Origin of the sequence: Vibrio rarus (assembly GCF_024347075.1) — a bacterium.
Taxonomy (GTDB): domain Bacteria; phylum Pseudomonadota; class Gammaproteobacteria; order Enterobacterales; family Vibrionaceae; genus Vibrio; species Vibrio rarus.
Map to the genome: position 1 here is coordinate 433,273 of NZ_AP024900.1, position 21,908 is coordinate 455,180.

Here is a 21,908-nt window from a genome sequence, read left to right on the forward strand (position 1 = left end):
TCTTTTAATTTCAATGCCTTACCCTTAAGTAGAAACGCCTGAAATCGTAGGGTGATATGAAATAAAGTAATAATTACAATGGTTTATGTCTTAAGCTCGAATTTTATAGTTACAAATAATTCATCCAATGAGTCTGAATGCAGTCTTTCGGCTTTGATTCCTCGATATGACTACTGTTACTTCGCTAGCTGAGTTTGACAGCAAAGGGATGTTTGCTCGCAAGAAGGTGACAGGTCGTAATTTCTCGTATGAGTTTGGCCGGTTATCGAAAGAGGTTCAGGCTGAGTTGGATGAGGCTATTAAGAAGGTTCTTGAGGGGCAATAAGATTCGTCAAAAAACGCCAGCCTGGTTAGGCTGGCGTTTGTAAAAATCTAATCACTCTAAGAGCGAACTCTGTTACGCTGCATGCATACTAGTACAGGTATGCCTATTAAAAGTTACTTTTATTACAGTGCCGTCATTTTTTTTCACACTGAAATCATTCCAATCAATATACGTTTTATAATTTTCGTATCTATGTGTTTCTACATAGAAATCACCATTAATGCCTTTCTCATTAAACACTCTGGCTAATTCATTGCAGTTGTTTCTAAGTACTGAGTAGTTATCTTTTTCTAGAATCGATGTTGATATATTAATTGAACCATTATTAGTTCGTATATTTAACAATACATTAACCCTCTTTTTTCATATTGCCATCTTCATCTCGATCATTTGCAAAAAATCCAGAAAGGTCAAGTTCATTTTTTCTATATTCTAAGTATTTAGATGACTTTATTAAATTGAACGCATTATTTATATTAGCGTTTTCTACAATATCATTTCTGTCATTAATTGAATTAATAAGCTCATTTAATGATGAAAGATTTTCTTCACTACTTGTTTTTTCTATTATAATGTCATGAAGTTCGTTAGACATAACCTCTCTAAATGTAGTCGATATAGGGAAATTTAAAATATTATCCATAGATAATGTTTTTAGCATTATGCCAATTTCTGGTGTAAGCCTAACCGAGAGTGTTTGTAACTCATCATCATGCATTTTTTCTTTTTTTCTTTCAGATAAGATTCCGAACAACTCCTTGATATCTATACTCATTTGCTTTCTTTCCTTGTGATTAGTGATTTTTTTATTTGAGCCTCGTCATGTTCAACATAGCCATACGATTCGTGTAAAAATGATAGTTTCCACTCCCATGTTTTACCTTCATAATGATGAACATAATGTTCAGATATTTCCTTTTCTACATGCCTCAATATGGGAATTATGTCCACTTGAGGCATTTCTAAAAAAAGCTTTACAACCCAATCACTAACTAATGCACCTATTATCTCTGATCTTTTTACTGATAATTTTTTTGCTAGCTCATCCATGACAATTAGATCATTTCTATGAAATGTCATATTAAATTGAGATGACTTTTTGTTTGGGCTTTTGGCGTAGAAACTATTCTCAGCTAAACTTTTAAGAAATAATTCATAACGCTCTCTTTCAATGATTTTTTCATCTTCAGTTAAATTTAATTTTTCAACTTCTATTTCTTTATTATTTTTTTTCAAAACTAACCTCGTATATCAGTGTATTTTGTTAGATAATTTTTTATTAAATGAACCTAGTGCATATGTGGTTATATCAAGATCACCTGATTTAACTAGAACTAAACCGCCTCTCTGAGACATCTTTTGCATGTTTTGAGAAATTCTTTTTAAAGAAGTTAAGGCGCTATCAATTGCTTTTTTGTTAAGGATGATTTTATCACCATCATCAACGCCAAATTTTTCAACGATATCCAACATCTGGTCGTTAATTGCTCTCTCGCTCATACGCATCTGAATGTGTCTTGTTCTAGCCATCTTTAATCTCCACGGGTTAAGTTGATGGGGTTATAATGACTGACAACTGGGTTAATGTAAAGTTCTTTTTTACGCATTTTTTGGGTTTTATGGGAAACCCATTGCATCACATTGATTCTAAAGGCTTTTTTATTGCACATTTAAATGTAAGTAGAAAAGATTAAATTTATTAGCAATCGTAACGCTAATCTATAATCACTATAGTAGTAAAAAAAAGGCCCTCAATACTATTGAGGGCCTAAGTCATCACACAGCTTTATTCTATTATTCTCTCTTAACAGCACTTTGATGCAGGCTTATGGCATGCCTTTTTAGCCAAGGTACGCTGAAGTGATGTTAACTCGATGATGACCCAATGATTTGGAGATGGTCATACGAGCCTCTTTATCTAACTCTCGCGCTTGTTGAAGTAAGATGTTGAGTTGCGAGGCCATGTACTCATGGTGCGCCTTACCATGAGCAACACCTGCCTTCACTGGCGGCAATACGCGAGTTAATGCCAGATAATACTCACAAGCAAAGTGCTTTCGCTCACCGTGGGTTTTATAGGTTGGATCGATACGTTGATGCTCGCGCCATGCCCACGACTGAAATGATTTTATACTCATAGTGACTGGAACAAGGTTGTCATGCCCTGTTTGTGCTTGGTGCTGTGCTCCTCATTGAAGCGCTTGATATTTCCCCTCTTTATTGCATGCTACTTCCCGTGGTTGCCCACCTTTAGTGCCTCTAGAAACGCATATATTCCCATGATTCATCGCATCACCGAGTGCTTTAGCACTGTCTAACAGCGCAGCCTCTCGTTGCCGTAAACCAAATTGACGTTGCAGGTCGGCCATCACCGCCAATGGCTCAGAGGCTTTTGACAAAATGCGCTGATGAAGAGCGTCATTAACCGAGGCATCCACTGTGGCAATGCCTGATTTTTGAGGATGATCCAACTCTTTAGTCGCCAGCACCTTAGTTTTGCTGTCACCTCTAGCTTGCTGCATGCAAACATTAATATGACTCAAATAGTCTCTTGCCGAACTTGCTGTGAACCCATTGTCAGATTCAAATCGCTCTCGTTAATATTCACCAAAAAGCATCACATGAGATTTATCGACTTTATCCAGTCGCTTCACATCGGTATGACGCTTTAAAAAATCAGCAAATTCACGACAAGCAGGCAACCTTACCGCATGAGTATTGTTTTTCACCCTCCCTAACTGCTCAAGCGAAGCGTTGATAAGCGCTTTATCTATCTGCCTAGAGCGTAAACCAAAGTTCGGCTTACTGAAGTCACGAACGCCGTTGGGTGGGTGTTGAGGTTTTCATCGGACACTATCGCAGAATCACCAAAAATATTAGTAAACGAAATTAAAGAACGATTAACTGATATGGCAGAAAGGTATAGCTAGATACGCAACGAGAAAACTTAAGCTTACAGGAAGTTGTAGCCACTCCCTAATCCAGTCAGCGAGTATCCATATCCAATCGCGACGGGAACATGCAAATGATTACTGGTTGTCCATCAGCAACTTGTTCAAAGAACATAAATACATATAGTCACCCCTGTAGAAGTAGCTAACTAGACTGACTCATTTTGCTTTTAGTGTTCATTACCAGCAGGTATTACAGGCCAGATTGGGACAAGAGTGCCTTAGTGCGACTACTCTACAACGCTTCTACCCCACAACTTGTTAGATCAAATGCTCTACACATTTTAGGGTGTGTGCGTTTTCCCTACTTAAGGTTAATAGCCTACTTTTCACCATTAAGTCAGCGAGAGTATAGCTACCCTCTGACCAAAGAAGAGACAGACAAGCTTGTTGTTCAGTTCGGCACATACGTAAGAGATGAGTTTAAAAGTGAACTTTCATCGTTTTATTCAGACAGAGAGATAGACTCTATATTGAGCACTCTATCAATTATCAATAAAACAGAACCTACTGTAGGGGATATTATTCCAGAGCTTAATAAAGCCAGTTTAGATGCTGAAAGAGTACTGGAAGATCTGTACGAGCGTTCTTTTATTGGAATGAGAAATGACAAGGGGCATGTGTTTTTCAAATACAAGTACCTGCCACACCACACCTTTGGGGATGAGCTAAAATTAACGCAAGACCAAAAGTTGTTAGTGCACTTCATCTTCGAGCAATTATTTAGAGAAATCTATTAACTGCGGGCAGAGAAGGGCGGCTCCTTACAATTTGACCACTGCATCCAACGGTGGTCTTTTACATTTTGGGATAAAAAAGTTATTCATGTTTTGCTAATATTAGATTCTCCGTAACTCATTTTTGTCCGTGCGACCTGAAGTCGTATGAAGCGTTGTTCACCGCTTTATGAGTGAACCGTCTGTATCACCAGATGAACCTACGAGCCTGAATAAAGCAGCGGCTCGGACAATGTAACGAAACTTGGCCGTCTGGCCGAGTGGGAAAAGAATCGTAAGAGGACGTTCCTCCTGAAAACCACAATTCGGGTAAGTGCTAGGTAGTCAGTATGATGAACGTATGTGAATCCATTCAAGGTGCGTTATGTGATGAAGCAGCGGAAGTGGTTAATACGCTGTGGCCAAAAGGCAATGAGAGTTGGAAAGAGGTTGGACAGTACTCTTTCGTGGTCGCTGTACTCTCCGCACTATAGTGGGCATCTAAACTGACATTTTACGTAACATACGGAACAGGGTAAGCCTGAATCACTCCCTTTGGGAAAGCCTTTGTGGCCGATAGTGATGCAGGTATAGGAGGTCGGAAAAAGCGAAAGCTACATTGTAATGATGTAGATACAGACCTGTGTCTGATCACAAAAGTGAGCCCACTTCCGACTGGTCTCCCATTGCGAGATAATTTGAAGAACTTTATTCAAGGAGAAAAGCAAATGATGATCTCGAAAGAGATTAGTGCATCTTCTGACGGCGCTCAATGGCAGTCCATCGATTGGAAATCCGTTGAAGCACACGTATTGAAGCTTCAAATGCGTATCGCAAAAGCAACGAGAGAAAAGAAATACGGTAAGGTGAAGTCCTTACAGTGGCTCTTGACTCATTCTCGCTCAGCCAAACTTGTTGCGGTTAAGCGAGTCTCTCAGAATAAAGGCAGTAAAACGCCTGGAATAGACGGTGTCACCTGGAACACAGATGCACGCCGTATGAAAGCAGTCAATCAACTGAGTCGCAAGGCTTACTCTGCAAAACCACTCAAACGTATCTACATTCCCAAAAAGAACGGCAAGCTCAGGCCATTGGGTATTCCATGCATGATTGATAGAGCGCAACAAGCCCTCCACCTTCTAGCACTAGAGCCTGTGTCCGAAACGTTTGCCGACCTCAATAGCTATGGTTTTAGGCCAAATCGCAGCACGGCTGACGCCGTCAGTCAGTGCTTCAAATGTTTGGCTCTAAAGCAATCAGCGAAATGGGTCCTTGAGGGAGATATTAAAGCTTGCTTCGACAAAATCGGGCATCAATGGCTTATGAACAATATCACGGTAGATAAACGTATGTTAGAGCAATGGTTAAAATCTGGCTATGTGGATAAGGGACTGTTCTACGATACCGATGAAGGTACACCTCAAGGTGGAATAATTTCTCCAACCTTGATGCTAATGACTCTCGCGGGGATAGAACAACAAATAAAATCTACAGCCCTGAAACAGGGGGCTAGAGCCAACTTTATCGGTTACGCGGATGATTTCGTGGTCACTTGCTCTTCAAAGGAAGTGCTAGTGAACGACATCAAACCGTTGATTGCTGACTTTTTGGCAGAAAGAGGGTTAACCCTCTCCGAAGAGAAAACGAAGATCACTCATATTGATGATGGCTTTGACTTTCTGGGCTTCAATCACAGGAAGTACAAAGGGAAATTACTCATTAAACCGAGCAAATCCAACACGCTGTTATTCTTGAGAAATCTACGTGAACTTATTAAAAAGCACGCAACCATCCCTGTTAACGATCTTATCAAGTTGATAAATCCGAAACTTAGAGGATGGGCGAACTACTATCGCCATTGTGTTGCTAAACAAGTATTCGGGTATGTCGGCCACAAACTATTCCAAGCGCTATGGCACTGGGCAGTTAGGCGTCATCCAACCAAGTCCAAAGACTGGGTTGTTCATAAGTATTTTCTTAATCGTAAAGGCCAGTGGCAATTTCACGGTTGGCAGAAAATTATGAACATGGACTGTCACTTAAATTTGTTCCAAATAGCTAAAGTGCCTATAGAGCGACACGTAAAAATCAGGAATGCAGCGACCCCTTTTGACCCTCAGTACCAAGAATACTTGGCTAAGAGAAAACCCAAAAGGCTAGCTCGTAACTCTTGGAAAGAGCCTGTCCCGACTGCGTTATAAGTTGCTGGGTATCAATGATGCCTTAGTGGAGGCTTGAGCCGTATGCAGTGAAAGTTGCACGTACGGTTCTTAGGGAGACGGCACTTGGTAACAAGTGTCGTCCACCCGACAATTGTGATTTACGATACCAGCAGGTCAAATGTACGGTCTAGTGGTGACTAGCCAGTGGTCTCAGTGTCAATGACTACAACTCTGTCCTTAAACCCAACTATTTATCAATCATTCTGATAATGATAGGTAGCTTTTCTCGCTCACCAAGTAAGTTGTTGTTTTTAAAGTTTTATTTAACATCGCCCTACGGTTTTAGGTAAATGGTTGAACCTTTAAATTATTGAATTTAAGATATAAAAAAAGAGGATCTGAGTATAACTCAGATCCCCCATAACTTATCAGCCTAAGCTTTAGCTAGGTTTTTTATACTTTACTGAAACTCTAAATTATAGAGAAGCGGTAAAAGTACGAGCGATAACATCACGTTGTTGCTCTGGAGTTAGAGAGTTAAAACGCACAGCATATCCAGATACACGGATAGTTAGCTGTGGGTATTTTTCAGGGTGGTTAACTGCATCTTGAAGAGTTTCACGCTTAAGAACGTTAACGTTTAGGTGCTGGCCGCCTTCGACTTTTGGTGCTTTTTCGATAGCGATTTCACGGCTTTCGTAGTCACCTAGATCTGAAGTAGGGATTACTTGATCAGCTTCATAGCCAGCAGATGCAATAACACAACGCGCTTCATTCTTTTCAGAATCTAGTAGCCAGATTGAGTTTAGTAGTTCGTCGTTAGCTGCTTTTGTGATTTGAATACCTTGGATCATAATTTTCTCCTAAGCCACATATGTGGGTTTGATGTTACTTATAAACTTGGAGCTTTCGATTGCTCACTGCATGTTTGCCATTCTAATATTGATTTATGTCAAAAAACAACTAAAAACCATGTTTTTTTTAGGGTATTTTTTATGATTAGGATCAAGTTATAATTAAATTATTGGTTTATAACGTATTTATTAACATAGTTTTCCGTTTTGATTGTTTTTGTGTGGTTTTTTAACAACATTAGTATCAAATTTGTTGCCGTATCGTTTTTGCATAACAGAAGAAAACCACTCATTTTAAGAAGAGTAAAGAGAAGTTTTATGTCTACTAGTAAGTTTATTGGTGCTCATGTTTCCGCCGCTGGTGGTGTGGAAAATGCACCATTGAGAGCGAAAGAAATAGGTGCAAGCGCATTTGCCTTATTTACTAAGAATCAGCGTCAATGGGCCGCAAAACCATTAACGCAAAAAAGTATCGATTCCTTTAAGAAAAATTGCACGGCGTTAGGTTTTACATCCGCGCAAATTCTTCCTCATGATTCGTATCTGATTAATTTAGGAGCGCCAGAAGAAGAAAAACTGGCAAAGTCTCGGGCAGCATTTATCGATGAGATGGAACGCTGTGAGCTATTAGGTCTTACGTTACTGAATTTTCATCCGGGCAGTCATTTAAAAAAAATCTCTGAAAAAGAGTGCTTAGCGCGTATCGCCGAGTCCATTAATTTAGCCCATGAAGCGGTGCCAAACGTCATTGCCGTCATAGAAAATACGGCCGGACAAGGGACGAACTTGGGTTGGCGTTTTGAGCATCTCGCTGAAATTATTGATCAAGTGAAAGATAAAAGCCGAGTTGGGGTGTGTATTGATACGTGCCATACCTTTGTCGCGGGTTACGATTTAAGAACCTTTAGCGCATGTGAAGAGACGTTTGCTGAGTTCGATAGAGTTGTGGGTATGCACTACTTACGTGCAATGCACATCAATGATTCGAAAATTCCATTAGGTGGCAAGGTGGACCGTCATCACTCATTAGGGGAAGGGGAGATAGGTTGGGAGTGTTTTCAGTATATTTCGCAAGATCCACGCTTTAATGGCATCCCTTTGATCCTAGAAACTATCGAGCCTGAGCGCTGGCAACAAGAAATTCAAGCTATGCGTTCTTTTGCAATGTAATTTTACTCTTCAATCATTTGCAATGTTGGCACACTTCTTTCATTATCCTTTGCGATCGACATCACAAAGTAAAGTGTAATTGGAGTGTGCTATGTATAAGTCCCTTTCTGTAATTCCTCAAGCCCGCCCTTGTCAGCGTGGTAGCGCATATCATCCAACTCCTCAGAAGCGTAATACTAAGAAGAAGTGATATCTTAATTGATTGCCTTGTGCCAAAATTTTATCTATTAATCTACAAAATGGATAAATTAGGTGAGTTGGCAATCTTTTATAGAAGCGGAGCGTTCTCAAGAATACTTCCGTTCATTACAGTCGTTTATTGAGCAACAACGTTCTTCAGGTAAGGATATTTATCCTGCCCCTGATGATGTGTTTGCCGCTTTTGAACACACCCAAATACAGGATGTCAAAGTCGTTATTTTGGGCCAAGACCCCTATCATGGGCCTAACCAAGCGCACGGGCTTAGCTTTTCCGTTTTGCCCGGTAATAAAATCCCGCCTTCACTACGTAACATTTATAAAGAACTTGCCCAAGATATTCCTAACTTTTCAATACCCAGTCATGGCTATTTGAAATCTTGGGCCGATCAAGGTGTGCTGCTTTTAAACACAGTATTAACCGTAGAGCAGGGAAAAGCCCATTCACATGCGAAAAGTGGTTGGGAAACCTTTACCCAACACGCCATAGAATATTTAGTGCAGCACCAACAGCATATCGTGTTTATGCTCTGGGGCGCTCACGCACAAAAAAAAGGCGCATGTATTGACTCAAATCAGCACTGCATATTGACTTGTGCGCACCCTTCTCCGTTATCTGCTAGGCGAGGCTTCTTTGGCTGTCAGCACTTCTCTTTAGCGAACGCCTATTTGAAGCAACATGGAAAAAATGACATAAATTGGCACATCCCCGATATTAATATGCCTCTTTTTTAAGCATAGAATAGAACATGGATGAGTAAAATTGCGTAAACTTAAGTCAGATATTTAAATGGAGTACTGAATCATGATGATTGAAAGGATACGTCGCGAGCACGGCTATATGGTACGTTTGCTGGCGATTTTAAAGAAAAAACTGACCCAGTTAAAAGCAGAAGAGTCGATTAACTATAAGTTGTTAAAAGAGATTGTTGATTACCTGAGTGATCACTCAGAGAAAACGCACCACCCAAAAGAAGATCTTATTTATCAGTATTTTACTGAGAATTATGGTGAGCAAGAAAACATCAGCAACTTAGAGTCTGAACATATTGAGTTATCTAAAACAACCCACAACTTCTTAGATGTGGTGGACATGATTTTACATGATGCTGTTGTACCGTCGGACGTCTTTGCTACGCAACTAGAAACCTTTATTAAGGAACAAAAGCTTCATTTAGATCTCGAAGAGCAAGAAATTCTGCCTTTAATTAATAAAACCTTCACCACAGCGGACTGGCAATACTTAGAAAGAAAGTGGGGTTCTCAGGAAGACGATCCTCTGTTTGGTGAGACGATTGCCGATAAGTACAAGCAACTTGCTGAGCGCATTAAGCAAACCGATAGTGAATGCGTCGGATCGTAGTGACAAGCGACAGTGACAAAAGGATGAGTGAATGCTCATCCTTTTTTTATGGTAGTGATTACAGTTTAATGTCTTCTAGTCGATAGTCACTGCACACATCTAAAGCCATTAATTCTTGCTGAAGTCTCTGGCGATCTTTTATAGCTTCAATTTCTCGCCACTTTCGTTTAACGGGTTTAGAGCGTGCTCTACGAGTGCTATTACGTTCTTCCGCTTCAAAAATATTTTCCAGTTGCAAGCCATCCATAAGCCTTTCCTTTTACTTATCATTAGTACTTGAAATTTAAACTAGTCTTGATTGTTCACGTTTTGATTTGTCAGTAAATCTATCGGTATTATTACCATGAACGTAAATACATTATCTTTGAAGTGTTTCGCAGATATGTCTAAAGAGTGAATTTTTTGTGTTGTAATGAGGCTTGTTTCACAGCATCAAGTAACATAATCGATTAAAAAAAACACGAAGCGGAGTGATATTTGATTTCTGGGGATTATATCGGCATGATGCCAGCGAAAACGTAATTCGAACAACGGTATAAATAGAGGATCGAATCGCTCTACAATACTCAAACCTAATGCCAATCACTGTCAATGACTGCGACTGGTATAACTATAAATAATTGGGTATTCACCGTTCCGTTGCTCATTAATGAGCGTCTTAAGTGCGAGGTTTATGTGACAGACATAATTAATTTAATGAATGATCTTCTTTGGGGATCCATTTTAGTTTATTTACTGGTTGGAGGTGGTATTTATTTCACTGTACGCCTTGGTTTCATCCAGTTCAGACACTTTGGGCACATGTTTAGTGTGTTAAAAAACAGCCGCAAAGCTGATAAGGCCGGTATCTCTTCTTTCCAAGCACTTTGTACCAGTCTTGCCGCTCGTGTTGGCACAGGTAATATGGCAGGCGTAGCTGTAGCCCTAACTTTTGGTGGGCCAGGGGCTATTTTTTGGATGTGGTTAATCGCTATGCTAGGTATGGCGACCTCTTTTGCGGAAAGTTCTCTCGCTCAGCTTTACAAAACGAAAGATCAAGATGGCAACTACCGTGGTGGCCCTGCTTACTATATGGAGAAAGGCCTTGGCATGCGTTGGATGGGAGTCTTGTTCTCCATTTTCCTCATTATCGCTTTTGGTCTAGTATTTAACTCGGTACAAGCCAACTCTATTGCCACTGCAATGAACACCGCATTTGGTGTTGAGCCTTTGTATGTCGGTATTGCCGTTGCTGCGCTTTCAGCTTTTGTGATATTTGGTGGAATACGCAAGATAGCTCGTACCGCTGAATTAATCGTACCCGTGATGGCTTTGGCCTACTTAGCGTTAGCTTTGTTTGTTATGTTCTCAAATATTGAAAAGGTGCCTGATGTATTAGCACTTATCTTTAAGAGTGCTTTCGGTCTACAAGAAGCCGCCGCTGGTGGTGTGGGTTACGCGATTGCACAAGCGATGATTAACGGTATTAAACGTGGCTTATTCTCCAATGAAGCGGGTATGGGTTCGGCTCCAAATGCGGCTGCTTCTGCGACGCCGTATCCACCACACCCAGCCTCCCAAGGCTACGTTCAGATGCTGGGCGTGTTTACCGATACCATTGTTATTTGTTCGGCAACAGTGGCAATCATCTTAGTGTCTGGGGAGTATATTCCAGGTGGTGAGGTGACTGGCATTGAGCTTACTCAAAGAGCGTTGAGTGCAGAAGTTGGAGAGTGGGGTGGCATTTTTGTTGCTGTTGCCATTTTCTTCTTTGCCTTTACTTCTATTATTGCCAACTACTCATATGCGGAAACGAACCTTATTTTCCTAGAGCATAACCATAAAGCCGGTTTGAATATTTTCCGTGTTATTGTATTGGGCATGGTGTTATTTGGTGCGGTATCAACATTACCTGTTGTTTGGGCGATGGCCGATGTATCTATGGGCTTGATGGCCATTGTGAATATGGTCGCCATATTGCTGCTGTCAGGCATTGTGGTTAAGTTGGCGAAAGACTATAACCAGCAACTGAAGGCGGGCAAAGTACCGACCTTTAATGCTAAAGACTACCCAGAGCTGCACTCTCAATTAGAAGAAGGTATTTGGGATGACCACGAAGAGCTAAAAGCACAAGTGGAAAGAAATAAATAATAGTCCTTACCAATTAACACAATAGTAAAAGCCGTGCTGACTTAGTACGGCTTTTTTCTTTATACTCTATGTATAGAAATGCCCATGTACGAAGAAAATACCTACGAAGAAAACCAAGTTAAGGATACTGGTATGCTGATTTTAGTTTCTCCTGCAAAAACATTAGATTTTGAGTCGCCACTGGCGACTGAGCGCTATACCCAGCCTGAATTTATTAGCGATTCAGCCAAGTTAGTGAAGGTGTGTAAAAAACTCACTGCGGCAGATATTGCGAGTTTAATGAAGGTCAGTGATAAGATTGCAGGACTAAATGTGGCACGCTTTCAGCAATGGAGTTCGACGTTTACGCCTGATAATTCACGACAAGCCATTCTTGCGTTTAAGGGGGATGTCTATACAGGGTTAGAGGCAGACTCTTTTTCCGAGCAAGATTTTGATTATGCGCAGCAGCATTTTCGCATGTTGTCAGGTTTATATGGGTTATTGCGACCTCTAGATTTGATGCAACCTTACCGTTTAGAGATGGGCACAAAATTGGCTAATGCCAACGGAAGTAACCTGTACCAATTTTGGGGTGATAAAATCACCGATAAGGTCAATGAAGCTCTATTAGCGCAACAGGATGATTTGCTGATTAACCTTGCATCAAATGAGTATTTTAAGTCTGTTAAAGGGAAGAATGTTCAGGGCAGAGTGATCACGCCGGTCTTTAAAGATCTTAAAAATGGTCAATATAAAGTCATCAGCTTTTTTGCGAAAAAAGCACGGGGCATGATGGCGAAATATCTCATTCAAAATCAAGTCGATACACTCGATGGCTTAAAACAGTTTGATTTAGCGGGCTACTATTTTAGTGATACAGATTCTACGCCTAGAGAGTTAGTGTTTAAGCGAGATCAGCAATAGAGAGCAGGCTGATTTATGATGCTCAATACCCCTAGACTTGTTTTACGTTCATGGACAGCATTGGACTTTGATCCGTTTGTTAAAATGAACATCAACCCCAATGTCATGCGCTTTTTTCCTAGCACCTTGACCCCCTTGCAAAGTGTTGCGTCAGCAAGGCACTTATCTGATGAATTGGCAGAGAAAGGGTGGGGGATGTGGGTTGTTGAAGAAAAAGCGAGCCATCAATTTATTGGTATGGTTGGATTACAACAGCGCTCAGAAAAAGAGGGGATTTTGAATCACCCTTTTGTTGAAATTGCGTGGCGTTTAAGTGATCGTTTTTGGGGGCAAGGCTATGCACCTGAGGCGGCAAAGAGGGTGATTGACTATGCCTTTGAGCATTTAGACATTTCATCCCTCTATAGCTTAACCGCTTTATGTAATTTGCCATCGCAACGAGTAATGGAAAAAATTGGCATGTGGGATACTGACTTTACTTTTCAGCACCCTAAAGTAAGCACAGATTCTCATTTGAGTTGGCATTGCCTTTATAAGATCACCCGCGAGGGATAACCAACACGCTACTACCTATATAGCTTCCCTTGCTTTACCGTTTAGTGACTTATTCGGCTTGGTCTTAGCCTTTCCTCATCAGTCAAAAAAAATCCCCAGCTCAAAGAGCTAGGGATTGATGGTTTAGAGATTCGCCGTTATTTTTTCTTTTTCTTCGCTTTGCTGGCTGTTTTAGCCGCTGGTTTCTTTTTCTTCTTCTTAGTCACTGGTTTTTTGTGCTTAGGGCGAAGTTCTTTGATGAAACGCTCTTTAATGGCTTCTTTAGTGTAACGTTCCACTCGTTCAATCATGGCTTGATCGTGCGCTTCTACAAGAGAAACCGCGTTGCCTTTTTTACCGGCTCTAGCAGTACGTCCAATGCGGTGTAGATAGACATCGGCGGTACGTGGTAGATCATAGTTAATCACGTGACTGACGTCAGGAAGATCGATACCACGAGCGGCGACATCGGTGGCAAGTAATACATTTACTTGGCCATCACGGAAACGGCTAATGGCATTATTACGACGATCTTGAGGCATTTCCCCTTGGATCCAGCTACATGGAATTTGCGCACTATCCAGTTGTTGTCGCAACTCAGCAAGACGCTCACGCGTTTTTAAGAAGATGATACTTCTTTCTGCTTGCTCAGTAATAATATGCTTTAACAGTTCAAGCTTATGCTCTGCGTTATCTGCACGGTGATACCATTGCTGAATTTTTTTACGCTCTTTTAATGATGGCTGCGCATCGATCTCGGCTGGTTCTTTAAGGAGGTCTGCGGTGAAACCTTCTACTCCACGACCTTCTAGGGTAGCGGAGAACAGCAAGGTTTGTTTACGCCAGCGACATTCGTTGGATAAGCGGTCAACAATTGGGCCAAAGCCCATATCGAGCATGCGATCCGCTTCATCTAGGATTAACCATTCAATGGCACGGCAATCAAAACGCTCAGAGTTAATGTATTCCATTAAACGTCCAGGCGTAGCCACTACGATATCTTGTGTCGTTGACAGGATATCAGCGTGTTCTTGATACATAACACCACCAGTAATAGTGAAAATATTCATATTGGTGTGTTTGGCTAACTCTTTCGCTTGCTCAGTGATCTGAATCGCCAGTTCACGAGTTGGAGTTAGGATCAAGACTCTCGCCGGTCCGCCACGACGACGTGGAAAATCGATGAGATACTGTAATGCCGGAAGTACAAAAGCGGCGGTTTTACCCGTTCCTGTTGGAGCAGAAGCAAGAATATCTTTGCCATCTAATGCTTGAGGGATCGCTTCACTTTGTACTTTTGTTGGTCTTTCAAAGCCTATTTCTTCAATGGCTTTAATAAGGGATTGGTCTAACTCTAACTCAGCAAAAGTTCTTAACACTGCAGTGCTCCGCAAACGGGTGGAAGATAAAGAAAGCTATTATAGTTTAATGGTGATAAGCGTCACACTCTTATTTACATCTTTAGGTAAAAACTCTGTGTTAGAGCAATAAATTGAGCAGTGTATCTGCCATTTTGCTGAATAATCAGCTCGGATGGTTCCATCTCAGGTAATTTTGACTCTGTACGCTGCAGTTCGAATAAGTAACGAGAATGGTTTTTTTTAGCTGTGGTTTTTATTTTGCATAACCGAGTTAACTGCCAGTGACGCTCTGTGGCCGCATCAATAAACTGTTCCGCTTCTTGAGTGGGCAAGATAAAGCTCCCTTTGCCCGTTGATGTGAGTAACTGCTCACAGCAATCTAATAGTTCAAGGTGAGGTAAGTTATCGGTGTGCCTTGCCACGGCTCGCTGGCTTGCTGAGGCTTGTTCTCCAGAGTTAAAGTAGGGTGGATTACAGATGATAGTATCAAATAGGTGCGGGTTGTTTTGAGCGTACTCTAGAACGTCCGCATGTTTTAGCGTGATTCTGTTTGCCCAAGGGCTGTGAGCAAAATTTCTGTGTGCAGAAGCTATTGCCGCCTCATCGATATCAATCGCGGTAATCTTAATATCTGGGTTTCTTTGCGCACACATTAAGCTAAGCAGACCGGTTCCTGTACCAATATCTATGAGCTTTTTACTGCAAGCAATATTGCTCCATGCACCGAGCAATACTCCATCGGTACTGACTGGCATACCACTATTTCCCCCCCAAATAGAGAAAGATTTAAACTGAAAATTTTTGGTTGTGTTGCTCATTAATGGGGGCTCCCGCAATTGTTTGTAGGCTAAATGTGTTGATTTTAATGTAAAAGCACCATATGCAACCCGTTTGTTATTATTTCTAATGTAACTGTTGTGTTTTTGTTTAGCTTGAAACACTGACTATTTGTTGCTTTTGCAGTTCAAATGACTGGCTTGTCGCTTAGTTGTTGGGATTATATCGCGTATCACTGGCTTAGCTTGAGAGTCTTCGTCGATTTATTCATTATTCGATATATAACAATTACCTATAGGGTTATGGATTTTTTATATCCAATAATCTCTCTATCTTCGAGGCCATTTTGAAGAACACCTTATCTACCACCGACATTATCGCACTTGGCTTTATGTTGTTTGCATTCTTTTTAGGTGCAGGCAATATTATTTTTCCACCAATGGCAGGGCAATTGGCGGGTGAAAACTTGTTGCCTGCTATGGGAGGGTTTCTGCTAACTGCCGCCGGTTTACCATTAATTACCGTGGTTGCGGTTGCTACCGCAGGTGGTACTTGGGAGCATTTAACCAGTGAGTTACCTAAAAAAGTAGCATTCGTTATTGCCGCTTTAATTTTTATTATTATTGGCCCTGCATTTGCCGCTCCCAGAGCCGGATTGGTGGCGTATGAGATGGGGGTGCGTCCTTTTTTATCTCAGCCAAATGCTATGTATCTAGCCTTATTCTCACTGTGTTTCTTTGTGCTGGCAATGGCGCTAGCTTGGACTCAAGGTTCACTACTGGATACGATAGGTAAAATACTGACTCCCATTATGTTTTTGGGGTTAGTTTTGCTTTCTATTGCTGTGGTTATTAACCCTCAAGGCCCCATTATTCATGCCCAGGGTGATTACATGTCGCAGCCCTTTACGAAAGGTATTTTAGAAGGGTATCTAACCATGGATACTTTTGCCTCATTGATGTTTGGTATGTTGTTGGTGCAAGCGATTCACTCAAAGGGCGTGACTGAGCGTGCCGATGTTGCGCGTTACCTTATTGTGGCGGGAGTTATCGCAGCTGTTGGTTTGTGTTTGGTGTATATCGCATTGTTTTATCTGGGGGCGACGAGCAATAGTATTGCCGCTGGGCTGGAAAATGGTGGGGCTATTTTAGCCGAGTATGTTAAAGCCTTATTTGGCGAGCAAGGGCAGTGGGTCTTGTCTGGTATCGTATTACTCGCTTGCTTAACAACTGCGGTTGGTTTGATTTCAGCAAGCTCTGACTTTTTTAGCCGACACAGTAAATTGGATTATAAATTTTGGGTGGTAGTGAACGGCAGTGTATGCGCCTTTGTTGCCAATATTGGCCTTGCGCAATTAATCGAACTGTCAATTCCAGTTTTATTTGCTCTTTACCCTATCGCTATTGCCTTAGTTGCGCTCACTTTTGTTCGTCAATGGCTACCTAAACCACAATTGGCTTATCGAATGGTATTATCCATCGCTTTTTTATGCGCGCTGCTGGATGCGGCTAAAGTGATTGGGTGGGATGTGTCTGTATTTCAGTTTATACCATTGTTTGAACTTGGCTTAGGCTGGGTGTTGCCGACCGTGATTGCCATCGTCACTATGATGTTTGTAGGGGAGCGAAACATCGCTTTATATCAAGGGTAATACGCAATAAAAAGAGGCCCCATATCTTTTGGATGCTTTAGTTTGTTGAAGCGAATGAAGCATTTGATCCAATATAAGTAGGCTTTTTCTGTTCTAAGACTATATCCTCGCATTCGCCTATGTCATCGAATTTATTCTGACAAATTGGCTTATTTTGTCGAGGGTTCAGTCTCGTTTATTCGATATAAGATTTTATAAGCTACTGTTAATCATGGAGTTAATACTGTTCTTCTTGAGATAACAGGCATTGTTAACAAGTGATAACACTCGCGCTCGTTTTTACGTAAAGACAGAACTCAAAGTGTGATATATATGCATTATATTTCAATGGTTTATGGTAATTTTAATGAAAGATAGGCAAGTGGGAAAACGAGCAGGCCTGTTATTAAGAATGTTAGCTAGGTACATTTAGATTAGGAGTGTGTTGATGATTGGAAAAGGCGTTGTAATGTCAGCTTATGCTGTCAACGTGACAGACTCCAAAATATCTATTTCTGCAGATATAACACCAGAAAGTTTAAGGTATTTTTGTTTATATTGGGATGAAATTGCACTGATAGATGCTCTTCCAATCCAGTGTGAATTAGATGAAGAAAAACAGCTCCTAAATAAGGCAGGTATTTTGTCCCTGCAAACAGCTAATAACCCAAATTGGGAACCAAGTTTAGGCTATGTCAAATGGACGGGGGGCGGTCTATATTGCGATCCAAGACAGCAAGCTACTATGGATCCATTTGGCAAGCAATTGGTGAAATATCTTCAGGATGATCACTTTTTGCTTGCAAGCGAGAAGATGGGAGGGCTAATAAAAAAAGACCCCATAAAGTGGACTATACATCAAAATGGTAGTGAGCTTATTTTACCAAAGGAGCATGAAGTCGAGCAGTTGACAGCTAAAATGGAACTACAAAATTGCCTACCAGTACCGAGGGCTGATATATCGTTAGAGACCCTTTTAGACTTTAAATGCAAACGCTCTGATGAATTGATTGCTCTCAATGAGACGTTAACAGATCTATACCTTAAAATTACAAATGCAAATGACTCAAATGCAGCTAGAGATTTTTATGTTAAAAAGCTGAACACTGCAATTTCAGACTTGCATACTGTTAGTGGTGAAAGATTTGGTTCTTGTAACCTAGCGAATTTTCAGGTATCACGTGAGTTTAGTATGACAACTGCTATAGGCGGTTGTACGTTTGCTCATTTTTTCGATGATCCCTTTATTCAGCTAGGAGCTTTTATTGTGGGTGGAGCGGCATCAAGCATTAAAATAAACACAAGTAAAACAAAAGAACATAAAGACGCTATAGGCTCAAGCGAGCTATCCTATTTATCTTCTATAAACAAATGTGGGATAACACCTAGCTAACAAAACGTTCAAGCAGACTCGTAAACGGGTGCCGAACTCGCTAGCGCTCAGACATAGCACGCGCTCACTCACAGCTTAACGTGGCGTTATAGCGCAGAGGGTAATATGAAAATAGAGTTAGCTGAAAATTGGGTTAAAAGTTATGAGTCGCTCCTCAATGGTCTCGAACTTGAACCAGAACATAAGAAAGTTGTTCCCCTCGCTTTGTTACAATTAGCGCTTGAACACAATGCTGCAATTATAAAGTTAATTAGCCTTGGATATCATGGTTCAGCGCTAGCCCTACTTCGCCCACAAAGGGACGCGTTCTTACGCGGTATCTGGATGTATCGTTGTGCATCAGAAGATCAACTACTGAAGTTTATGAAAGGTAAAGAGCCTCCGGGTATTAAAGTTCAACTTGCTCAAGTCGAACAAACTGAAGGTTATCGACATGGTCATTTGTCTCAGCGTATGAGTGAAATAAAAGAGTTTTTGCATGATTTCACTCACGGTGGGCTTTATCAATCAGCTAGTCGCGATAAAGGTCATCGAATAGCCGGTGGGCATTCAGAAGAGCAAATTCAGTGGTTAATAAAGCAATCTTTGATGCTTTCATTCCTGACTACGTTGGAGGTATGCCATATATTCAATGACGCACCTAGAGCACATGAATTAACATCTATATTCAATAAACTGATGGAAGTTCATAGCTAGAGGTGAGTTGCGCTATAACAAATAAGGATAAGTGTCGCCCAGCCGACACTTTATCTGGGTGTTGAACAAGCTTAATCGTGTCGTTGTCTTCTATTAGTAAATTGCTCTTTGGTGAGTCGCTTGAATTGAACCTCATCGACTTTCTACAAGTCCCACGAGGCTATCGAGTCGAATCCGCTATGATTGACCCTTATGAACTCTAATTATGTTGTGACTTTAAGGGGGCTATCCTCCTTTAGTGTGTTCTAGCATTATCAAATCTGAAGTTTATCGCGATAAATGGGTCATGTAGGCTTGGTGATCCCAACGCATGCCATATCATGCTTGTAGCAGGGGGCATGAACGTTTGGCCTTGGTTTGTGTATTGGTAGCGGAAAGTCACGTCTTTATCACTGATTTTTATAATATCTTTATCGGGTAAAACACCACGATAGAGATAACGGGATAGGTACTTTAATGCAGGTAATCCATAGCCCACTTTACGACAATCAACCACCCACTGATGTGGAACTGAGCTAGGAAGGTTCATGATAGTGGTGTGCTTCTTTGTTCATTTAGCTTTCAAATATGGTAATTATTCTCTTTGAGTAGTAGATTAATATTATTTCCGCATAAATGTGCGAGGCAAACATGAAGTACGAATTATTAGTTTTAGCAGCAATGACACGATTGGAAGCTCCAAATACTCAAGCTATCGTGGCTGCAACTGGGATCTCTGAACGCAAAGTACAATCCGTAGTTAACTCATTAGTTGAAAATTTAGGCTTAAATATTGAAAGAAAGCGTCAAGGTAGAACCTTTCGTTTTTCTATTAATAGCTGGGGCGTTTTTGAGACAGGGAAAGCGATTCAATCTCAACTTAATGATATTGATTTAGTTATGCCAAGCAATTCAATACTTTCTTCTTACGAAGAAAAATATGCCTATTTTGAACAAGTCAAAATGGATAACTTTAAAGAAAGTATGCGTTTAGAGGGGCATGATGTTGCTAGTGATTTCGACTTATCACTCGACAGAGAAGAACAACGTCAAATATTGTTAAACAAATACTCAAACGTAAATTCGTAGAGGCGCTCAATGGCTGATAAATATGGCACAACACAAGATCCTTATACTTACAAAAATAGTACGGTTCTTGCTAATAAGCTCAATATCAGTAATGAAGCAGTATTAGAGGCTGCTGAGCGTGATTTAACAACGTTAGCTGCAATGTATGTAGAGTTTCAATTACCTCCTTACGATTTCAGCTATCTGCGTTCAATTCATCACATATTGTTCTCCGATCTATTTGAATGGGCTGGCGAGTTAAGAACGATTGATATTTCAAAGGGAAATACACGTTTCTGTAATGTGGCTAGGATTGAAAAAGAAGCAAATAATCTATTTTCAATGTTAGAAAAAGATAAGTATTTAGTGGATTTACCATACGATGAATTTCTTACTAAGTTAGCTGAGTATTATTGCGATATTAATATTCTACATCCATTCCGTGAGGGTAATGGTCGTGCTCAACGTTTGTTGTTTGAGCATATTGCAATCAACTGTGGTTACAATATTAATTTTACTGGTATTACTTCTGAGCAGTGGGTAGCAGCAAATAGGCATGGTTATTATTGTAATTACGTGCCGATGAAAGAGCTGTTTTCTGTTTGTGTAACTAAAGTCGAAAAGCGCAGTTAACAAATAAGGATAAGTGTCGCCTAGCCGACACTTTATCTGGGTGTTGAACAAGCCCAATCGTGTCGTTGTCTTCTATTAGTAAATTGCTCTTTGGTGAGTTGCTTGAAATGAACCTCATCGACTTTCTACAAGTCGCACGAGGCTATGGAGTCGAATCCGCTATGATTGACCCTGATGAACTCTAATTCTGTAGTGACTTTAAGATTATTTACCTCCTTAGTGTGTTCTCGCATTATCAAATCTGAAGTTTATCGCGATAAATGGATCATGTAGGCTTGGTGATCCCAACGCATGCCATATCATGAGCCACCTTAATCGCCAAGCACTAGCATGCATCAGACCTTGATCACGTACTCGTTAAAGCCCTTTAAGGAGTACGTGTTGCCAAATTAGCCACAGGAACTCAACGGTGGGTAATGTTCTGGTCTTGTGGTTTTTTGTTTGACTGTTGCTCGAAACAGATTATAGGGCGCTTGCGTACTCGGTGAGTATTTGCTCACACCACTGGGCAATACGCTGTTCACTGAGATCATATTGAGAGTCTTCATCCAGTGCTAGGCCAACAAATTGATTGCCGTTTTCAGTGAGAGCCTTAGAGGAGACAAATTCATAGCCTGCTGTTGGCCAATAACCTAAAAAGTGAGGTTTATTAGGCTGAAGTTGCTTATGTAGCAGGCCCATTGCATCCTGAAACCATTCACCATATCCTTCTTGATCTCCCAAGCCGAATAATGCCACGTATTTATTTTGTAGTGGAATGCCTTCGATGTCTTGCCATAATGCTCCCCAGTCTTCTTGAAGTTCACCGAAATCCCATGTGGAAATACCGAGAATTAAGAATTCGTAGTCATTCATTTTGCTAAGAGGGGTGTCTTTTACATTGTGTAAGTCCACAATATCACTGCCAATTATATCGCGAATTTTTTCCGCAGCCATTTCTGTATAGCAGGTGGTAGAGCCGAAAAATAGTCCTATCTTCATCATTTCAATTATCACTAATGGTCATTCGTTAGATTCTACCCTTATTTTTGATAAGTTTCAGTGTTAGCCCCTAGCAATCAA

At 40.8% G+C, this 21,908-nt stretch carries 26 protein-coding genes and 2 pseudogenes; 15 read left to right on the top strand and 13 right to left on the bottom strand.

The window, feature by feature from the left end; genetic code table 11:
• Window positions 1-163: 163 nt before the first annotated feature.
• Window positions 164-325, top strand: a pseudogene (locus tag OCU56_RS02025) (ParB family protein); the annotation flags it as partial.
• A gap of 349 nt (window positions 326-674) precedes the next feature.
• Here OCU56_RS02025 and OCU56_RS02030 read toward each other — a convergent pair.
• From OCU56_RS02030 to OCU56_RS02055, 6 genes are all read right to left on the bottom strand, one after another.
• Window positions 675-1,100 carry a hypothetical protein gene (locus tag OCU56_RS02030; RefSeq protein WP_261873923.1) on the bottom strand — a complete coding sequence of 142 codons (426 nt, stop codon included), beginning with the start codon at window positions 1,098-1,100 and terminating at the stop codon, window positions 675-677.
• Window positions 1,097-1,561 carry a hypothetical protein gene (locus tag OCU56_RS02035; protein ID WP_261873924.1) on the bottom strand — a complete coding sequence of 155 codons (465 nt, stop codon included), beginning with the start codon at window positions 1,559-1,561 and terminating at the stop codon, window positions 1,097-1,099. Before OCU56_RS02035 ends, OCU56_RS02030 begins: the two co-directional genes overlap by 4 nt.
• 15 nt (window positions 1,562-1,576) lie before the next feature.
• Window positions 1,577-1,855: a hypothetical protein gene (locus tag OCU56_RS02040; protein ID WP_261873925.1), complete on the bottom strand. Its 279-nt coding sequence runs from the start codon at window positions 1,853-1,855 to the stop codon at window positions 1,577-1,579.
• Window positions 1,856-2,166: 311 nt separating this feature from the next.
• The gene (locus OCU56_RS02045; protein WP_261873926.1) at window positions 2,167-2,463 is read right to left on the bottom strand and encodes a hypothetical protein; all 297 of its coding nucleotides are present in this window, start codon (window positions 2,461-2,463) and stop codon (window positions 2,167-2,169) included.
• A gap of 51 nt (window positions 2,464-2,514) precedes the next feature.
• Window positions 2,515-2,868: an integrase domain-containing protein gene (locus OCU56_RS02050; RefSeq protein ID WP_261873927.1), complete on the bottom strand. Its 354-nt coding sequence runs from the start codon at window positions 2,866-2,868 to the stop codon at window positions 2,515-2,517.
• Between the two features lie 54 nt (window positions 2,869-2,922).
• Entirely contained in the window at window positions 2,923-3,054 is a 132-nt protein-coding gene (locus tag OCU56_RS02055) for a hypothetical protein (protein WP_261873928.1), read from the bottom strand.
• 446 nt (window positions 3,055-3,500) lie between these two features.
• On the opposite strand from OCU56_RS02055, the gene OCU56_RS02060 reads away from it, so the two are divergent.
• The 3 genes from OCU56_RS02060 to ltrA all read left to right on the top strand — a co-directional run bounded on the left by OCU56_RS02060 (window position 3,501) and on the right by ltrA (window position 6,193).
• Window positions 3,501-4,016 (top strand): hypothetical protein, encoded by a 516-nt coding sequence (locus OCU56_RS02060; RefSeq protein ID WP_261873929.1) that lies wholly within the window; start codon window positions 3,501-3,503, stop codon window positions 4,014-4,016.
• A gap of 326 nt (window positions 4,017-4,342) precedes the next feature.
• Window positions 4,343-4,486 carry a hypothetical protein gene (locus OCU56_RS02065; RefSeq protein WP_261873930.1) on the top strand — a complete coding sequence of 48 codons (144 nt, stop codon included), beginning with the start codon at window positions 4,343-4,345 and terminating at the stop codon, window positions 4,484-4,486.
• A gap of 234 nt (window positions 4,487-4,720) precedes the next feature.
• On the top strand, window positions 4,721-6,193 hold the full coding sequence (ltrA, locus tag OCU56_RS02070) for a group II intron reverse transcriptase/maturase (protein WP_261873931.1): 1,473 nt from the start codon (window positions 4,721-4,723) through the stop codon (window positions 6,191-6,193).
• A gap of 437 nt (window positions 6,194-6,630) precedes the next feature.
• On the opposite strand, the gene grcA is transcribed toward ltrA, so the two are convergent.
• Complete coding sequence (gene grcA / locus OCU56_RS02075; RefSeq protein ID WP_261873932.1) at window positions 6,631-7,008, bottom strand: autonomous glycyl radical cofactor GrcA; 378 nt, start codon at window positions 7,006-7,008, stop codon at window positions 6,631-6,633.
• 318 nt (window positions 7,009-7,326) lie between these two features.
• Here grcA and nfo point away from each other — a divergent pair, with 318 nt between their 5' ends.
• From nfo to OCU56_RS02090, 3 genes are all read left to right on the top strand, one after another.
• Complete coding sequence (nfo, locus tag OCU56_RS02080; protein WP_261873933.1) at window positions 7,327-8,178, top strand: deoxyribonuclease IV; 852 nt, start codon at window positions 7,327-7,329, stop codon at window positions 8,176-8,178.
• A gap of 252 nt (window positions 8,179-8,430) precedes the next feature.
• Entirely contained in the window at window positions 8,431-9,111 is a 681-nt protein-coding gene (gene ung, locus OCU56_RS02085) for a uracil-DNA glycosylase (RefSeq protein ID WP_261873934.1), read from the top strand.
• A 70-nt stretch (window positions 9,112-9,181) separates the two neighbouring features.
• On the top strand, window positions 9,182-9,739 hold the full coding sequence (locus OCU56_RS02090) for a hemerythrin domain-containing protein (protein WP_261873935.1): 558 nt from the start codon (window positions 9,182-9,184) through the stop codon (window positions 9,737-9,739).
• Between the two features lie 58 nt (window positions 9,740-9,797).
• Here OCU56_RS02090 and OCU56_RS02095 read toward each other — a convergent pair whose 3' ends face one another.
• A complete protein-coding gene (locus tag OCU56_RS02095) occupies window positions 9,798-9,986 on the bottom strand; it encodes a DUF3545 family protein (protein WP_261873936.1) in 189 nt (62 codons plus the stop codon).
• Window positions 9,987-10,414: 428 nt separating this feature from the next.
• Between OCU56_RS02095 and OCU56_RS02100 the strand changes: the two genes are divergently transcribed.
• The 3 genes from OCU56_RS02100 (at window position 10,415) to OCU56_RS02110 (ending at window position 13,330) form a co-directional block, all read left to right on the top strand.
• On the top strand, window positions 10,415-11,869 hold the full coding sequence (locus OCU56_RS02100) for an alanine/glycine:cation symporter family protein (protein ID WP_261873937.1): 1,455 nt from the start codon (window positions 10,415-10,417) through the stop codon (window positions 11,867-11,869).
• A gap of 132 nt (window positions 11,870-12,001) precedes the next feature.
• Window positions 12,002-12,775 (top strand): peroxide stress protein YaaA, encoded by a 774-nt coding sequence (gene yaaA / locus OCU56_RS02105; protein ID WP_261874754.1) that lies wholly within the window; start codon window positions 12,002-12,004, stop codon window positions 12,773-12,775.
• A gap of 15 nt (window positions 12,776-12,790) precedes the next feature.
• Window positions 12,791-13,330 (top strand): GNAT family N-acetyltransferase, encoded by a 540-nt coding sequence (locus OCU56_RS02110; RefSeq protein ID WP_261873938.1) that lies wholly within the window; start codon window positions 12,791-12,793, stop codon window positions 13,328-13,330.
• Window positions 13,331-13,467: 137 nt separating this feature from the next.
• Here OCU56_RS02110 and srmB read toward each other — a convergent pair whose 3' ends face one another.
• Together srmB and OCU56_RS02120 are read right to left on the bottom strand one after the other, a co-directional pair.
• Entirely contained in the window at window positions 13,468-14,688 is a 1,221-nt protein-coding gene (srmB, locus tag OCU56_RS02115; RefSeq protein WP_261873939.1) for an ATP-dependent RNA helicase SrmB, read from the bottom strand.
• Window positions 14,689-14,762: 74 nt separating this feature from the next.
• The gene (locus OCU56_RS02120) at window positions 14,763-15,488 is read right to left on the bottom strand and encodes a tRNA1(Val) (adenine(37)-N6)-methyltransferase (protein WP_261873940.1); all 726 of its coding nucleotides are present in this window, start codon (window positions 15,486-15,488) and stop codon (window positions 14,763-14,765) included.
• A 305-nt stretch (window positions 15,489-15,793) separates the two neighbouring features.
• On the opposite strand from OCU56_RS02120, the gene brnQ reads away from it, so the two are divergent.
• Window positions 15,794-17,098, top strand: coding sequence for a branched-chain amino acid transport system II carrier protein (gene brnQ, locus OCU56_RS02125; protein WP_261873941.1), 1,305 nt, complete (start codon window positions 15,794-15,796; stop codon window positions 17,096-17,098).
• Here the strand turns inward: brnQ and OCU56_RS02130 are convergent.
• The gene (locus tag OCU56_RS02130) at window positions 17,089-17,211 is read right to left on the bottom strand and encodes a phage integrase N-terminal SAM-like domain-containing protein (RefSeq protein ID WP_390904848.1); all 123 of its coding nucleotides are present in this window, start codon (window positions 17,209-17,211) and stop codon (window positions 17,089-17,091) included. The two genes, brnQ and OCU56_RS02130, sit on opposite strands and share 10 nt — an antisense overlap.
• Before the next feature lie 314 nt (window positions 17,212-17,525).
• On the opposite strand from OCU56_RS02130, the gene OCU56_RS02135 reads away from it, so the two are divergent.
• Window positions 17,526-18,470, top strand: coding sequence for a DUF6236 family protein (locus tag OCU56_RS02135; RefSeq protein ID WP_261873942.1), 945 nt, complete (start codon window positions 17,526-17,528; stop codon window positions 18,468-18,470).
• 105 nt (window positions 18,471-18,575) lie between these two features.
• Window positions 18,576-19,166, top strand: coding sequence for a DUF6988 family protein (locus OCU56_RS02140; protein ID WP_261873943.1), 591 nt, complete (start codon window positions 18,576-18,578; stop codon window positions 19,164-19,166).
• 402 nt (window positions 19,167-19,568) lie between these two features.
• On the opposite strand, the pseudogene OCU56_RS17495 reads toward OCU56_RS02140, so the two are convergent.
• Window positions 19,569-19,674: pseudogene (locus tag OCU56_RS17495) on the bottom strand (transposase); the annotation flags it as partial.
• A 122-nt stretch (window positions 19,675-19,796) separates the two neighbouring features.
• Here OCU56_RS17495 and OCU56_RS02150 point away from each other — a divergent pair.
• Together OCU56_RS02150 and OCU56_RS02155 are read left to right on the top strand one after the other, a co-directional pair.
• Complete coding sequence (locus tag OCU56_RS02150; RefSeq protein ID WP_261873944.1) at window positions 19,797-20,234, top strand: YhfG family protein; 438 nt, start codon at window positions 19,797-19,799, stop codon at window positions 20,232-20,234.
• A 9-nt stretch (window positions 20,235-20,243) separates the two neighbouring features.
• Window positions 20,244-20,846 (top strand): putative adenosine monophosphate-protein transferase Fic, encoded by a 603-nt coding sequence (locus tag OCU56_RS02155; protein ID WP_261873945.1) that lies wholly within the window; start codon window positions 20,244-20,246, stop codon window positions 20,844-20,846.
• Window positions 20,847-21,308: 462 nt separating this feature from the next.
• On the opposite strand, the gene fldB is transcribed toward OCU56_RS02155, so the two are convergent.
• Window positions 21,309-21,827: a flavodoxin FldB gene (fldB, locus tag OCU56_RS02160; RefSeq protein ID WP_261874755.1), complete on the bottom strand. Its 519-nt coding sequence runs from the start codon at window positions 21,825-21,827 to the stop codon at window positions 21,309-21,311.
• Window positions 21,828-21,908: the final 81 nt, after the last annotated feature.